We start from the raw sequence: 15,586 nt of genomic DNA, 5'->3' as shown, positions 1-15,586 counted from the left end.
ATACCTTGGAAAAAATCATCGTCCGCGGCGGGAAGCAATTGAACGGCTCTGTCAAAGTTGAAGGAGCAAAAAACGCCGTTCTACCTGTTATCGCTGCATCCATCTTAGCTAGTGAAGGTATAAGTGTAATCACTGATGTACCTGCTCTTTCGGATGTTTATACAATCAATGAAGTGTTACGACAATTAAATGCAAATGTTACATTTGAGAATGGTCAGATCACTGTTGATTCAACGAAAGAGTTATTAACTGAAGCACCTTTTGAATACGTTCGAAAGATGCGCGCTTCTGTCTTAGTCATGGGTTCCTTATTAGCTCGAAATGGTAAAGCAAGAGTTGCTTTACCCGGTGGTTGTGCAATCGGTTCCCGTCCTATTGATCAACACCTTAAAGGGTTTGAAGCGATGGGAGCAAATGTTAAAGTAGGTAATGGTTATATTGAGGCTGAAGTGAACGGTCGACTTCATGGAGCGAAAGTTTATTTTGACACGCCAAGTGTTGGTGCAACTGAAAATGTCATGATGGCGGCTACATTAGCCAATGGAACGACAGTCCTTGAAAACTGTGCAAAGGAACCTGAAATTGTTGATTTAGCTAACTATCTCAACAAAATGGGTGCCAAAATTCGTGGTGCAGGTACAGCTACTATCCGAATTGAAGGTGTAGAAAAGCTAGTTGGGGTCGAGCATGCTGTGATCCCAGACCGAATAGAAGCAGGAACATTCATGGTAGCTGCTGCTATAACGGGTGGTAATGTCTATGTACAAGGTGCCGTTCCAGAGCATTTAAGCTCGTTAGTGGCTAAGCTTGAAGAAATGGGTGTTACCATTATTGAAGAGGATGATGGTCTTCGCGTAATTGGACCAGATAAGCTGAAGGCTGTTGATATTAAGACAATGCCACATCCTGGTTTCCCAACTGATATGCAATCACAAATGATGGCACTATTGTTACAAGCAAATGGAACAAGTATGATTACCGAAACCGTTTTTGAAAATCGCTTTATGCACGTAGAAGAATTCCGTCGTATGAACGGTGAAATTAAAATTGAAGGCCGCTCAGTTATTATAGCTGGACCAGGCACTCTTCAAGGTGCAGAAGTTTCTGCAACAGACCTTCGTGCAGGAGCAGCACTTATTATAGCTGGACTTGTAGCAGATGGATACACTCGTGTAGGTGAGCTAAAGCATCTTGATCGTGGCTACGTAAACTTCCACGGAAAACTAGCAGCGCTAGGTGCAGACATTGAACGTATTACAGAAGAATCACCATCTCTAGAAATCATTGAAGCGAAAGTATCAGACATAAACGCATAACCCAAAATAATCAGAAGCCTTCCTAGGCTTCTTTTTTTTGACAACACTTAAACTTAGTCTATGCCTAAACAAAAATAATAATACTTTACAGTACTATTACAAAACTTTCTGAAATATCAACTATTTAGCGCGTTAAAGCAGTGGGGGCCTGGCCCCCACTAAATTAACGTGGTAAAGCACGAAAGGGAACTCTACTATTTTTTTTACAAGAGTTGAGAGATTTTAGTCATATTAGCTTGTCCTCCTCCATAACATTGAATTAAGCAACTTGAATCAGAAGCGGATGGAGGCTGGAAAGTTTGAAATCGTTCAAACCAATTATTGTAATAGGATCATTATTATTCATTGTCACATTGCTCATCCCTACACTACTAGTTATTCCGTTTACAGACAAAACGAGCGGGACATTGGTTGAGGATCTTCAGCCAGTGACAATGTCAGCACCAACTGTTAAGAACGAACTAGCCATTAATATTCCAGTATACCGATCTGCCAAAGATGTAATTGAAAATATCCCGTTAGAGGAGTATGTGGTTGGAGTAGTAGCTTCAGAGATGCCAGCTGAGTTTGAAGTCGAGGCGTTAAAGGCACAGGCACTAGCTGCAAGAACTCTTGCAGTAAATCGAATGTTAAATGTAACGAAATTAGGTACTCCTGAAGGTGCACAGGTGACTGATTCGTTTGAGACACATCAAGCATATAAAGATCATTTGGAATTAAAGAAACAATGGGGCGCGGATTATGAGCAGAAAATAAAGAAGATTACGGAAGCAGTCAATGCAACAGCAGGGCATATACTAACCTATAATAGTACACCGATAGATGCTTCATTTTTCTCTACTAGCAATGGTTACACCGAGAACTCGGAAGAATATTGGGGAAATGAGTACCCTTATTTACGAAGTGTAGCGAGCCATTGGGACGAAAATGCTCCGAAATACTTGACGTCAGAAACAATTTCCGTCACTGAATTTGAAAGTAAGCTAGGAGTAAAGATTAATGCTAATGAGGATATTGGAAAGATTATAGCAAGAACTTCAGGAAATCGAGTAGCTACTGTTCAGTTCGGAGACAAAAAGGCCTCCGGTCGTATAGTTCGTGAAACCTTAAAACTTAGATCCTCCGATTTTACTTGGGTGAGAAAAGGCAACGAAATCGTTATCACAACAAAAGGCTATGGTCACGGAGTTGGAATGAGTCAATACGGCGCAAACGGCATGGCACAAGAAGGCAAAAACTATCAAGATATTGTAAAGCATTACTATCAAGGAATAGAAATCAGCCCACTTGACCCTTTTGTACCGAAGATTACAGCATCTAAATAATTGATTGAACACTCCCCAGCTAAACCTGCAATGCTAAAGAATAATTATAAAGCGTCCTACAGTTAGTGAATCTAACATAGTAGGACGCTTTATTTGGATATTAAAGTACTTTAACGAATTAACGCACCGGGGGCCAGGCCCCCGACACGTTAATTCGTTAAAGGAATATCTTTTTATTCTACTGTGATTGTTGTTCGTTCTACAAAAATTTGATAGCTGCTAAGACTTGGGAATAGGGAGATTGTTTTTGTGGTGTTTAGATAGGGGGGAGGGTTACCGTTAACATAATATTGATAGCTACCCCATTCATACTCTGAAGGGTTCTCCACGAGTTCTGCTTTTACGGGATTTAGGTGGATGTATCGATTAGCATCTACAAAGTACTTTTGTGAGTCTATCATTTTAGAACCATATCTCCCTTGAAAAACATGACCCTCTAAATTATATTTCTTATTGAAATAATTGGCATAGGAGGTTTGGAAGCTCCACATGATACGTTGAATATGTATAGATTCTGTTTCAAGAAGAAGGTGTAGGTGATTGGGCATGAGGCAGTAACCATGGAGGTGAAAAGGGATTTCATTTCTCGTTTCAGCAACGCATGTTAGGTACTTTTGATAGTCACTTTGATCATTGAAAATAACAGACTTGCGATTTCCTCTACTCGTAATATGATAGATTGCACCCGGGTACCATAAGCGGGGTCTTCGACTCATCGTTTTATCACTCCTTATTTTTACTCCCTTTATACTTACTAGAGAAATATAGAAATTCCTGCCTAGTTAGAAAACTTTTTTATCAAAAGTAGCTTTATTTAATAGAGATATTTTTATTCAGAAAAGAATTTTCATACTCTATGAATAATTACGTAACGTTTGTCGAAAGATAATATTTATTATTTTTTTTGAATGGATGTATATATTTAAGAGATTCTGTACAGAATGGTTGCTGAGGTGATGATAAATGATGAGAGAGGAAGAAAAACACAATCCTCGTAAGTCAAGAACACAGCAATTCTTTAAGAAGCGTTGGGTATTCCCAGCAATTTATCTTGCAAGTGCAGCAATTATTCTGACAGCAGTATTATGGTATCAAAGCAGTACGAACGATTTAGCTGATTCTACTGATATCACAGTAAGTGATGTACCAACTGCAGGTAACCAGGAAGTTGTAGAAGTAGTAAGTAATGTCGAGAAGTTTGCAATGCCAGTTGCCGATGTTGATTCTGTAGAAGTACAAAAACAATTCTATGATGACAAAGCAACTGAAGCAGAACAAGAAGCTGCCCTAGTTTTTTATGAAAATCGTTACGCTGGTAACACAGGTATCGATATTAAGAACAAGGATGGTAAAAGCTTTGATGTAGTTGCATCATTAAGTGGAACAGTAACAAAGGTCGAAAAGGATCCGTTACTAGGCTTCTTAGTAGTGCTAGAACATGGTGATGGAATTACAACGATGTATTCAGCTTTGGAGAATGTAAAAGTTGAAGAAGGTGCAAAAGTAGCACAAGGTGAAATGCTTGCTACAGCAGGTCGTTCACTATACAACGAAGAAGCCGGAATTCACACACACTTTGAAATTCGCAAAGGCGATGATCCTGTGAATCCATTAGATTTCTTTGAAGAAACTCTAGCTTCATTACTAGATGAAAATGAAGAAGCTTCAACAGAGTCAGAAGCAGGTAAAGATGCTGCTGACAAAGAAGAAGACAAGGGTACTGAAGAAGAAGAGCCTGAACAAGGTGACGAAGATTCAGAAGTAGACACAACTGACACACCAGACGCATCCATTGGTCAAGGAAAAGCATAATATCACAAACGACAACAACAACTTGATACAAGAACCTGCCTATGCACAAGGCAGGTTTTTTTGTGCTTTAACGCTATAAAGCAGTGGGGGCCTGACCCCCACAACACTAAAGCACTGAAGGAAGTGAAATATTCTATATTTTCTGATACAATTATTTTGTGAATGTGGAACCTGCTATCGATTGAAAATGATGGATTTTGGAAAGCTTAATATAAGCAGAATTCATCGTTTTTCCCACTTTATAGTTACTCTATTAGTTGGAGAAATAGTCATTAAGGCACAGTCAATTTAGTTTAACGGCAAAACGCTTTAAAGCAGCGGGGGTCAGGCCCCCGCTGCTTTAAAGGGATAAAGGGGGTCTTGGATGAAACGGTTGTTGTTAATGGGGTTTGTGCCTTTTTTGGATTTTAAGTTGAACCCGACGAAGGGTATTGCTAGAGTGCTGGATGGAAGAGCGCTTGGAAACTATGAGGTCTATGGTAGAGTCCTGCCTGTTGAATTTAATAGGACTCAGTGAAAGTCATTCAATATTATGAAGAGATAGAGCCAGATGTTGTGATCTCTCTCGGATTGGCAGCGGGAAGATCTAACATTACGGGCAAGAGCGGATTGCCATTAGCTGTTCAGATGGTGCAGCCGATAACAGTGGAGTAGTCCTCCAAGATGCTCGTATTGACTAGGATGGACCAGACGGTTATTTCGGTACTCTTCCTACGCAATAAACAAACTGCAAGATCATGGATCTCCTGCACAAGTCTCTAACACAGCTGGCACGTACTTATGTAATTTTGTTATGTATAAGATTCTTCATCACATTCATACCGAAAAGAAACAAACGAAAGCAGGCGTTATTCATATTCCTGTGTCACATGAAATGGCCATTAACCAAGGTGAAATTCCGAGTTGGTCACAGCATGATCTACAAAAAGCAATAGAAATTATTATACATTCGCTAGAATAGGGGGAAACGAGAATGACATTTTCAATTGTTGGATTTGATCCAGAAACAAAAGAGTTAGGAATTGCGGTTCAATCTAAATTTCTAGGCGTAGGTGCCGTTGTACCTTGGGCAAAAGCAGGTGTTGGTGCAGTAGCCACTCAATCCTATGCAAATACGGCTTATGGCCCTATGGGATTAAAGCTAATGGAAGAAGGAAAGACGGCTCAAGAAACACTCCAACAGCTTACAGACAATGACGAAGAAGCCCAGTTTCGCCAAGTAGGGATCGTTGACGCGAATGGAAATCCAGCGACATTTACTGGTGAGAAGTGTTACGACTGGGCTGGTGGTGTGACTGGAAATAATTTTACAGTACAAGGGAATATCTTAGTAGGTGAGGAAACAGTTCAGGCAATGGCTAGCACATTTCAGGATACAAAAGGTTCCTTGGCAAAACGCCTATTAAAAGCATTAGATGCTGGCCAAGAAGCGGGTGGCGATAGTCGAGGTATGCAGTCTGCTTCTCTTCTTGTTGTTAAAGAGAAGGGTGGATATGCTGGTTTCAACGACCGATATATCGACCTTCGTGTCGATGATCATCCTGATCCTATCAAAGAACTCATTCGAATCTATGACCTACAGCAGTTATACTTTGCACCAACTAAAGAAGAAAACGTCTTAGACATTGAAGGGGAAGTACGTGAAGATCTTATCAGACAACTAAATCGCCATGGTTACCTGGATTCTACCTCAGATGTTACAGATGAAAAACTACATCAATCACTAACTGCCTACACACATACTGAAAACTTTGAAGGACGGGAGCAAGGAACAGGAAAGATCGATTCAGAAGTTCTTAGTTATATGAAGAAATAAAAAGTAAGGAATAGTCTAACCACTTAGAGTCCTCCTTCGGCGAGAGGCTGCCAGCTATCACTGTGGCAGTTTTTTGCTTTTTTATTTGATATAGGATTTTCTTCTTACAAGCATAAATTAACTAGGTTTTTTAACTAATTTCGACCTATTTCCCGGAAAATAGTGCTATTTAGACAGCATCATCCAATTTGAGTAGGAATGAAAAGAATTATTTTTAAATTGATAAAGATAAATAGGTTCAGCAAATGATTCTTACGCGATCAGTTTTATGGGTCTCAGTTAAATAAATCATCCCTAATAATTCGTCATAATTATTTCCTTCCTGGAAAAAAACCTCTGAAAAATCTCCTATTACTATTTAAACATAGGTGCTCCAAAGATTAGTTGTACTAATTTTGCTCTTGCTGTCATAAATCCATAACAAGGACGAAAATTTCAGTCAAATCAGAGAAAACCCTTGTCCCAATTGACTTTTTAGCATATATCCACAACCAAGCTAATACAATGTTACAAACCTATCAAAGAGAGTGTTTGAGGTGAGAGGTCGCGATTGTCTTCGAAGGATCCAAAAAACAAAATATCCTCTTTAGATGAACGAGCATAACTTACTACTTCGTAGGTAACAAAACGAGTCTCATTTCACACTTCTCACATCCAAATTAGGGAGGCGAGTAGTGTGCACGATTACATCAGAGAGCGTACTATCAAGATTGGAAAGTATATCGTGGAGACCAAAAAGACTGTTCGTGTTATTGCGAAGGAATTTGGCGTTTCCAAAAGTACGGTTCACAAGGACTTGACGGAAAGGTTACCAGAAATTAATCCTGACTTGGCGCTGGAGGTAAAGGACATACTTGACTACCATAAATCCATTCGTCATTTGCGTGGAGGAGAAGCAACAAAGTTGAAGTATAAGAAAGAGGAACATGAAGAGGCAGTGAAATAATTTTTTTCACTGGAAAAAAGCTGTGTTCAACATTACACGACAAACTTTTACAAATTTCCCTTGATTTTTTCAGTGAAGTCATATACTCTACGCCAAATTGTGATAATATATCAAGTAGGATATTATCGTTTGAATTTGCAAGGAGGACCTGAGGAATGTTTGCAAGGGATATAGGGATTGATTTAGGAACAGCTAACGTTTTAATTCACGTTAAAGGAAAAGGAATTGTCTTGAATGAACCATCAGTAGTGGCCATTGACCGTAATACTGGGAGGGTTCTTGCTGTTGGGGAAGAAGCAAGACGAATGGTAGGACGTACACCAGGGAATATAGTTGCGATCCGTCCATTAAAGGATGGAGTCATTGCGGATTTCGATGTAACAGAAGCTATGCTCAAGCACTTTATAAATAAGCTCAATGTGAAGGGGTTCCTTTCTAAACCACGCATCTTGATTTGTTGCCCAACAAACATCACGAAGGTTGAACAAAAGGCAATTAAAGAGGCAGCAGAAAAAAGCGGTGGAAAGAAAGTGTACCTAGAAGAGGAGCCGAAAGTTGCAGCAATTGGAGCAGGGATGGATATCTTTCAGCCTAGTGGCAACATGGTAGTGGACATTGGCGGTGGAACAACAGATATCGCAGTTTTATCAATGGGAGATATCGTCACCGCCACATCTATCAAAATGGCAGGAGATCGTTTTGATAATGAAATCCTTAATTATATTAAAAGAGAATATAAGCTTTTGATCGGGGAAAGAACTTCTGAAGATATAAAAATAAAAGTTGCAACTGTATTCCCAGGTGCACGTAACGAAGAAATAGATATTCGAGGTCGTGATATGGTATCTGGACTTCCAAGAACGATTTCAGTTCGTTCTGATGAAATTGAGAGAGCTTTACGCGAATCAGTAGCAGTTATTGTACAAGCTTCTAAAGGTGTACTAGAAAGAACACCTCCTGAATTATCTGCAGACATCATTGATCGTGGCGTGATTCTAACAGGTGGTGGCGCTCTTTTACATGGTATTGATACATTACTTTCTGAAGAACTACGCGTTCCTGTGCTCATTGCCGAGAATCCAATGGATTGTGTCGCAATTGGAACGGGTATTATGCTTGATAGTATGGACAAGCTTCCTAGAAGAAGTTTCGTATAAGAAATGCAAAAGCTAATTTTCAAGGCCCAGGCATAGCTGGTTTTTTCCAAAAAAAAGGATAGGTTCCCCTTTTTTCTCTTAGGGTTATTTGACCTCGAGGTGCTAAGGAGCTAAAGTTGGAAATAGACACAGAAAAATTACGTAAATTTGGTTAGTGTGATTCGTGTTAGTCTCCTTTATAATGGAGGTAACAAGCAGTGCCGAAAGGAGGGTCAGTATGCTTAGAGGGTTTTATACAGCAGCGTCAGGAATGTTAACGCAACAAAGAATGACTGAAATGTTAACGAATAATATGGCAAATGCAAATACACCAGGCTTTAAGTCGGACCAGGCAAGCGTACGTGCTTTCCCCGAGCTTCTACTGCAGCGAATAAACAACCATGGTGTACCAAATACTAGCCTACATCTATCAGGTGGAAAGAATATTGGCGGACTTAACACTGGTTCTTATATACAAGAAGCAATACCTAATTTTATTCAAGGTGATCTTCAGGATACAGGCCGGAAAACAGATATTGCCCTTCTTGAACAAAATGTTCCTAGTAACCAAGAAACAGGTCAAAAGGCGGCATTATTCTTTAATGTCCAAGACGCAAACGGTCAAAACCGTTATACTAGAAACGGCAATTTTACGATAGATGGACAAGGCTTTTTAACTACTAATGAAGGTTTTTATGTCCTAAACGAAAACAACGAAAGAATGCTCATTCCAAGCGGAGACTTTTCACTCCAAGAAGATGGAACAATCGTTGAAAATAACCAAATCATTGGAAGAATAAATATAGTAATGGCAAATGATCCTAATTCTCTTGTAAAAGAAGGAAATGGACTGTTTCGTGGCGAAGATGGACAAGGTCTTCCGTCAGTTTTAGGAAACGAAGAAGTTTCTTATTCACTAAAACAAGGTTTCATTGAGCGTTCAAATGTAGATTCAGCCCAGACAATGACTCAAATGCTTTCCGCATTTCGTGCTTTTGAAGCAAATCAAAAAGTTCTCCAAGCTTATGATAAAAGCATGGAAAAGACTGTGAATGAAATTGGTCGATTATAAAATTAATATAAAGGTGAGATAAATGAATCGATCCATGATAACTGCCACAAATACAATGGCGCAGCTTCAAAAGCAGCTGGATAACATTAGTCATAACATTTCAAACTTAAACACAACAGGATATAAGCGCCGCGAAATGAATTTTCAAGAATTACTTTTCCAACAATATAATAATCAGCCAATAGAGCGCAACGAAGAGGGTCGTCTTACTCCAAATGGAATTAGACAAGGTGTAGGGGCAAAGGTCTCGCTTACTAGCCTTCAGCTAGCACAAGGGAGTATAAAAACGACTGACCGTGCTTTGGATGTAGCCTTATTAAAGGAAAATCAATTCTTTCAAATTGAAGTTGATGGTGAGACGCAATATACAAGAGATGGTTCGTTCAGTCTTTCTGTTTTACCGAGTGGTGCTACACAGTTGGTTACGAGTGAAGGAAATCCAGTACTTAGTGAATCAGGTCCCATTATATTTGGAGAAGGTTCTACGAGCTTTTCAATCAGCAAAAATGGTGAGCTAACCGTGAATTACCAAGATGGAACAGCAGACAGCTTTAATTTATCTGTAGTTCAAATTCAACGACCACAAGTTCTTCAGTCAGCTGGGAACAATGCCTATTCGATTCCAAACTTAGAGGAACTGGGTATGGTGGAAGCGGATGTATTTGGTTTAATGGATCGATTTGATATATCGGTACAACAAGGGGCTTTAGAACAATCAAATGTTGACCTACAAAAAGAAATGACTGAGATGATTAATACACAGCGCTCTTATCAGTTCAATGCAAAATCAATATCGATTGCAGATCAAATGATGGGTCTTGTGAATGGAATTCGATAGGCGTAGCAAAGGGGAATGATGATGACTAACGTGGACAAAATTGAAGTAAAAACAAGGGAAGAAGTTAAAAAGAATAAAAAAGAGAAGCCTGAACAGCAAAAAAAGGTTAAGGTTCGGATCCGTCTCTTCCCTATTTGGCTTCGTTTACTCATTATTATTGTTTCTCTTGCTATTAGCCTACTAGCCGGTGTAGCTGTTGGCTTTGGAATAATTGGAAACGGCGAAGTAAAAGATGCCTTTGAAGAATCAACTTGGACTCATATCTTAGATCTAGTTAAGAAAAAATAAGTATAAAGGAAGGAGGATTATCCTTCCTTTTTACTATACATAAGGGAGTATTTTAGTATGCTTGATATTAATCAAATTAAAGAAATTATCCCCCATCGCTATCCTTTTTTATTAATAGATAAGATTCTTGAAATTGAAGAGGGAAAGCGTGCTGTTGGAATTAAAAATGTCACAGCCAATGAACCCTTTTTTGCAGGGCATTTCCCAGACTACCCTGTAATGCCTGGAGTATTAATTGTAGAGGCACTAGCTCAGGTTGGGGCAGTAGCTATGCTTAAGCAAGAGGCAAATAGAGGTCGGTTAGCCTTTTTTACAGGAATTGATAATTGCCGATTTAAAAAGCAAGTGAAGCCAGGCGATCAATTGCGTCTAGAAGTAGAAATTATTCGAGTAAAAGGCCCTATTGGAAAAGGAAAAGCAATCGCGACTATAGACGGTGAGCTAGTTTGTGAAGCAGAAATTATGTTTGCATTAGGTGAAAAATAAAACTAAAAAGTCATTCTCAAGAACATTTGAGGGTGACTTTTTTCCATATCTTACAAAAAAATATTCTCACATGCAAGTTATTTTATAACTTGGGCATGATAATCAACGACCGGAAGATGGTGGTCATCCAAAATACAGTAATGAAAGGAATGAACGAATATGAACAAGAAATGGTTTATGCTTTTAACGGGTTCGATTCTGGCAGCTTTTTTAATGACAGGTTGTGGAGATGACCAAGATCCAGCACCTCCAGGATCAGATGACGATGGAACGATGACAGAGGAAGATAACGGAGACATGGGTGGAACAGGTGAAATGACCCCTGATGATGAAATGACTCCTGGTGACACGGAAGAAGGCGAAGGCACTCCGGGTGAAGGAAATGAAGGAATGATGGAAGACACGGAAGAAAACATGGGTGAAGGTACGAACGAAGATATGAATGGTGATGGCACTGATACGGGTATGGATGAAGAAAATAAAGATAAATAATTCAGTGAGGACCATGTGCGAAAGAGCATGTGGTTTTTTTATTTTCTGCTCGCTGTTCACGTGCGCCTTTTGTAACCGTCTCCCCCTTTGAATGAATTTATTAAGGACTATTTTCACAAATTCCGACAAACATTTACATTAGATTAATAAAATAATGATAGAATCAATATAGTATATTTTACTAGAGGTGATTTTTTGGAGAATTCAATTGTTTTAAATAATGTCAGGAAAGAAGTTATGATTCACAATCAGAAAGAGATTATACTAGATATTGAGGAATTGAAAGTTAAAGACGGAGAACAGCTTGCTCTTATGGGACCAAGTGGTTCTGGAAAAACAACACTTCTTAAGCTGATTTCAGGTATCATCACTCCAACAAGTGGGACAATTGAACTTATTGGCGAAAGAATAAATACTAAAAGTGAAAAGGAAATGGATCACTTTCGTGGGCAATATATCGGTATGGTGTTCCAGGAATTTCAATTGTTTGAATCAATGTCAGCTTTACAAAATGTTATGATACAAACACTGGCTATTTCAGATTCAAACCAAAAACAAGTGAAGGATAAAGCAAGATCACTATTAATTGAGTTAGGACTAGAAAAGAGAATGAATCAAACTGTTCATTTACTTTCTAGAGGAGAAAAGCAGAGAGTTGCCATTGCCAGAGCATTGTTAAATAACCCAAAAGTCCTTCTTATTGATGAGCCAACAAGTAATTTAGATACGAGAAACGGCTTAGCAATAATTAAATTAATCCAACAATTAAGTAAGGATAACAATAGTACATTAATAACAGTTACACATGATTCAAATGTTGCTAATTGTTTCCCAAGAATTGAAAAAATAGAGAATATAAACAGAGTTTATTCCAAGGCTTTAAAAGAGGTACTTATATGAACATCTTTCAATTTACGTTACTAAGTCTAAAAGGTAGAAAAATAAATACGATATTTACTGTAATTGCCATTGTTTTAGCTGTGACTCTAACGTATTCCGTTATGTTTATGTCTTCTGGACTAGAGGATGGGATTAAGAAACAAGCGGGTTCCTATGATATCGTCATCGGTGCAGAGGGAAGTCCAACTCAGCTTGCTTTAAATAGTATCATGTATCTTGACGTACCAACTGGTAATATACCTTACAGTCTATTTGAAGCTATGCAAAAGGATGAGCGGGTATTAAAAGCCGTTCCGTTAGCCTTAGGAGATTCCTATTATGGAATACCTATAGTAGGAACGAATCTTGATTATTTTCAACCGTTCAGAAAGGGACTTCAGGAGAGGTTCTCCCTAAGTCAAGGTAGCTGGTTTGCAGAACCAGGTGAGGTAGTGCTAGGTCATAACTCAGCTAAACATACTAAATTATCAATCGGTGACACATTTGTTGGGAATCATGGTAGTGAAGAGAGTGGACAAGTTCACGAGGATTTTGAATATAAAGTAGTGGGGATACTCTCGCCAACCGGTAGTGCGGATGACAAAGGGATTTTTACCCCTTATGAGAGTATTTGGTCAGTACATGTTGATGACGAACACGAAGAACACTCTGAAGAAGAAGGTAAGGAAGAATCAGAGCACGAAGAACACACCGAAGAAGAAAACAAGGAAGAATCAGAACATGACAATGAAAAAGAGCATGATGAAGAAGGCTTGGAGATTACAGCCATTTTAATTAAACCGGAGCAATTAGGTTATGTTCCAGCCCTTTATGAAGAATTAAATGCACAACATGAAGTACAAGCAGTCTTTCCTGTTAAAGTGTTCAGGCAATTATTAGAGACCTTTAATTATGGTAAACAAATGGCCATTCTACTCGTAGGTGTTTCTATTGTATTAGCTGGTTTATTTATTGTATTTGCGATACTTAGCTCGGTAGCACAACGAAAAAGCGAAATAAGTATACTGCGCTCACTAGGTGTATCTAGGACGAAAATTATCTATACAATCATCTTAGAATCTACAATTATCATAGGATTAAGTACTCTTTTTGGAATAGTAGTAGCCTACGGAAGTTATTTTATTATAAAATCTATTAGTCTATACTATGTCGGAATTTCTTTAGGGGATATCAAGTACGATCCTCAATATTTGATCTTTGCTAGTCTATTATTTAGTGTAGCCATGTTGATATCGCTACTTCCACTTCTTCCTCTTTATTTGAAGAAGAAAGAATAGAAAAAGCACTCAAATTTACTTAGGAGGGCATTGATTTGAAAAGAACTATTTTAAAGGTTTTTGTAGTATTTGCAGGGATGCTGCTATTGTTTGGATGTGGAAGTAAAGAAAGTACAACTACAGGATCTCAGACTGATGGCGGGCCAACTGAAATCAAGTTCGAGGATTTCTTTACAAAGTCTACGACAGGTGAAGGTGAAATATCAGAGAAGATGTTAGAACTAAATGGTAAAAGAGTTGGGATTATGGGGTATATGACCGAGTTAACTCCGATAGATAATCGCTTTATCTATCTTGTTCCAAATCCAGGTTCAGCTTGTCCCTTTTGTTCAGCAGATAATCCGAAGTATTTAGAAGCCATTGCCATATACCCACCAGATGGAAAAGAAGTTGAATTTACACAATCAGGTTTATGGGCATTTGGAATCCTTGAAGTGGGAGAAGAAGTAGATGAGGCAACGGGACTAATCAGTATGTTCCGTTTAAAAGCAGATTCAATTGAAGTTCATCAACAAAGATAGCCAAAAAGCCTTATGGGAGTTAAACTCCATAAGGCTTTTTTGATTATAGCTGAAACACGCGTTCAATGACCCAATATCCACCGATTATAATGATGGCCACAGATCCATATTTCATTATTGTAGGATAGGTAGTTAATTTCTGAACTCTTGAAAGGACCGGAATAAGCAGTGCAACGAGTGCTACCTGAATGATTTCAATACCTAGGTTAAAACTTAGTAGGGACAAGACTAAATGTCCCTTTGGAATAGACATTTCAGAGAGCAAACCAGCAAATCCTAAACCATGAATGAGTCCAAATGCAAAAGTAAGAATCCATCGCCTTTTAACTTCTTTTCGAACGATGTTCTCTATAGCAACATAGACAATACTTAAAGCAATGATGGATTCAACCACTATGGAAGGTAGAACAAAAATGTCCAAATAACCAAGTGTTAACGTGATACTGTGTGCAACCGTAAAAGCAGTTACCACCTTTACATAATCTTTAAAGCTTTGGCGAGCCAATAATAGAACAAAAAGAAAAAGGAGATGATCGTAACCTGTTAAAATATGTTCCATTCCAAGAATGAAGAACGAATACCAAGGAGTACCAGTTGCTTTTTCACCTGTACCAGCAATACTACTCTCCCATTTACGATTTTCTCCTTTAAGGATACTTTCCGATAACTCCCCATTATTGTTAATGGTCAGAAGCTGAGTATAGGTCGTTTTATTGTCTGAATCCGTATAAAAGCTATCTTGCAGAGTTAGTTTGTCAGTACCTTCCGAAACTACATAAAGGAATGTAGTAGTAACTACATTTTTGTCATTTCTCTTTTCGACTTTCATATCACCAATTAGTGGTCTCTGTGAAACACCATTTGATTGTATAACGATGTTTCGAGATATCCAATCAGTTATCTCATTTTTTGCCACATCAACTTCTTCCTGAGACAAAGTTGAATTACTATCAGAGTCTATCTCTAAATTCTCTATAACAGATAAATCATCAATAGAGAAAGTGTAAGTAACATTCGTATCTTTGAGTACTAATTCTCCGAAGCTTGCACTCAATGCATGAGCATGGACACCAGTTGGCTGAAAAAGTGAAATGACTAAAATAGTTAAGATTGCCAAAATCGATATAATTCTTTGAAATTGTATTAATTTCATGAAAAAACCTCCTAATTAATATCTATTATTATACTACTTGTCGAATTTAAAGTGATACTGTAGAAAATATTAAGATAGTGTAAAAAATATAGTTCATAATTTTACAAAAAAATAAACACAATTTTACAATAGTCTGATAGAGTAAAAGAGGGAATATTAGTAGGCATTGAAGACTATTGAATGTTAATAGATTTTCAAAAGCCAACAA

18 protein-coding genes are annotated in these 15,586 nt (G+C 38.3%); 16 read left to right on the top strand and 2 right to left on the bottom strand.

Annotated elements, in window-relative coordinates:
* Nucleotides 1–5 precede the first annotated feature (5 nt).
* Both murA and spoIID read left to right on the top strand, forming a co-directional pair.
* A complete protein-coding gene (murA, locus tag ACOI1C_RS07075) occupies nucleotides 6–1,316 on the top strand; it encodes a UDP-N-acetylglucosamine 1-carboxyvinyltransferase (protein WP_422509399.1) in 1,311 nt (436 codons plus the stop codon).
* Between the two features lie 299 nt (nucleotides 1,317–1,615).
* Nucleotides 1,616–2,641: a stage II sporulation protein D gene (gene spoIID / locus ACOI1C_RS07070; RefSeq protein ID WP_422509397.1), complete on the top strand. Its 1,026-nt coding sequence runs from the start codon at nucleotides 1,616–1,618 to the stop codon at nucleotides 2,639–2,641.
* Between the two features lie 173 nt (nucleotides 2,642–2,814).
* Here spoIID and ACOI1C_RS07065 read toward each other — a convergent pair whose 3' ends face one another.
* Complete coding sequence (locus ACOI1C_RS07065) at nucleotides 2,815–3,357, bottom strand: REP-associated tyrosine transposase (RefSeq protein WP_422509395.1); 543 nt, start codon at nucleotides 3,355–3,357, stop codon at nucleotides 2,815–2,817.
* A 247-nt stretch (nucleotides 3,358–3,604) separates the two neighbouring features.
* Here ACOI1C_RS07065 and ACOI1C_RS07060 point away from each other — a divergent pair, with 247 nt between their 5' ends.
* From ACOI1C_RS07060 to ACOI1C_RS06995, 14 genes are all read left to right on the top strand, one after another.
* Complete coding sequence (locus ACOI1C_RS07060) at nucleotides 3,605–4,453, top strand: peptidoglycan DD-metalloendopeptidase family protein (RefSeq protein ID WP_422509393.1); 849 nt, start codon at nucleotides 3,605–3,607, stop codon at nucleotides 4,451–4,453.
* Between the two features lie 364 nt (nucleotides 4,454–4,817).
* On the top strand, nucleotides 4,818–4,970 hold the full coding sequence (locus ACOI1C_RS07055; protein WP_422509391.1) for a hypothetical protein: 153 nt from the start codon (nucleotides 4,818–4,820) through the stop codon (nucleotides 4,968–4,970).
* Nucleotides 4,971–5,171: 201 nt separating this feature from the next.
* Complete coding sequence (locus ACOI1C_RS07050) at nucleotides 5,172–5,414, top strand: hypothetical protein (protein ID WP_422509506.1); 243 nt, start codon at nucleotides 5,172–5,174, stop codon at nucleotides 5,412–5,414.
* A 12-nt stretch (nucleotides 5,415–5,426) separates the two neighbouring features.
* Nucleotides 5,427–6,269 (top strand): DUF1028 domain-containing protein, encoded by an 843-nt coding sequence (locus tag ACOI1C_RS07045; protein WP_422509389.1) that lies wholly within the window; start codon nucleotides 5,427–5,429, stop codon nucleotides 6,267–6,269.
* A 676-nt stretch (nucleotides 6,270–6,945) separates the two neighbouring features.
* Complete coding sequence (spoIIID, locus tag ACOI1C_RS07040) at nucleotides 6,946–7,215, top strand: sporulation transcriptional regulator SpoIIID (RefSeq protein ID WP_422509387.1); 270 nt, start codon at nucleotides 6,946–6,948, stop codon at nucleotides 7,213–7,215.
* Between the two features lie 155 nt (nucleotides 7,216–7,370).
* Complete coding sequence (locus ACOI1C_RS07035; RefSeq protein ID WP_422509385.1) at nucleotides 7,371–8,372, top strand: rod shape-determining protein; 1,002 nt, start codon at nucleotides 7,371–7,373, stop codon at nucleotides 8,370–8,372.
* A gap of 217 nt (nucleotides 8,373–8,589) precedes the next feature.
* Complete coding sequence (locus ACOI1C_RS07030) at nucleotides 8,590–9,423, top strand: flagellar hook-basal body protein (protein WP_422509383.1); 834 nt, start codon at nucleotides 8,590–8,592, stop codon at nucleotides 9,421–9,423.
* 22 nt (nucleotides 9,424–9,445) lie between these two features.
* Entirely contained in the window at nucleotides 9,446–10,261 is an 816-nt protein-coding gene (locus tag ACOI1C_RS07025; protein WP_422509381.1) for a flagellar hook-basal body protein, read from the top strand.
* A 21-nt stretch (nucleotides 10,262–10,282) separates the two neighbouring features.
* Nucleotides 10,283–10,549, top strand: a complete 267-nt coding sequence (locus ACOI1C_RS07020; protein ID WP_422509379.1) for a DNA-directed RNA polymerase subunit beta — start codon at nucleotides 10,283–10,285, stop codon at nucleotides 10,547–10,549.
* A gap of 57 nt (nucleotides 10,550–10,606) precedes the next feature.
* Nucleotides 10,607–11,035 (top strand): 3-hydroxyacyl-ACP dehydratase FabZ, encoded by a 429-nt coding sequence (gene fabZ, locus ACOI1C_RS07015; RefSeq protein ID WP_422509377.1) that lies wholly within the window; start codon nucleotides 10,607–10,609, stop codon nucleotides 11,033–11,035.
* A 159-nt stretch (nucleotides 11,036–11,194) separates the two neighbouring features.
* Complete coding sequence (locus ACOI1C_RS07010; RefSeq protein ID WP_422509375.1) at nucleotides 11,195–11,527, top strand: hypothetical protein; 333 nt, start codon at nucleotides 11,195–11,197, stop codon at nucleotides 11,525–11,527.
* A gap of 195 nt (nucleotides 11,528–11,722) precedes the next feature.
* On the top strand, nucleotides 11,723–12,427 hold the full coding sequence (locus tag ACOI1C_RS07005) for an ABC transporter ATP-binding protein (protein WP_422509373.1): 705 nt from the start codon (nucleotides 11,723–11,725) through the stop codon (nucleotides 12,425–12,427).
* The gene (locus tag ACOI1C_RS07000; protein WP_422509371.1) at nucleotides 12,424–13,704 is read left to right on the top strand and encodes an ABC transporter permease; all 1,281 of its coding nucleotides are present in this window, start codon (nucleotides 12,424–12,426) and stop codon (nucleotides 13,702–13,704) included. The genes ACOI1C_RS07005 and ACOI1C_RS07000 overlap by 4 nt, the downstream gene beginning before the upstream one ends.
* Nucleotides 13,705–13,739: 35 nt before the next feature.
* Nucleotides 13,740–14,225 (top strand): hypothetical protein, encoded by a 486-nt coding sequence (locus ACOI1C_RS06995; protein ID WP_422509369.1) that lies wholly within the window; start codon nucleotides 13,740–13,742, stop codon nucleotides 14,223–14,225.
* A 43-nt stretch (nucleotides 14,226–14,268) separates the two neighbouring features.
* Here ACOI1C_RS06995 and ACOI1C_RS06990 read toward each other — a convergent pair whose 3' ends face one another.
* Nucleotides 14,269–15,378: a HupE/UreJ family protein gene (locus ACOI1C_RS06990; protein WP_422509367.1), complete on the bottom strand. Its 1,110-nt coding sequence runs from the start codon at nucleotides 15,376–15,378 to the stop codon at nucleotides 14,269–14,271.
* Nucleotides 15,379–15,586 lie beyond the last annotated feature (208 nt).

It is taken from the genome of Bacillus sp. DJP31 (assembly GCF_049310945.1).
Taxonomy (GTDB): domain Bacteria; phylum Bacillota; class Bacilli; order Bacillales; family SA4; genus Bacillus_BS.
Note: the sequence above shows the minus strand (reverse complement) of the source record. Positions and strands in the feature narration are given on the sequence as shown.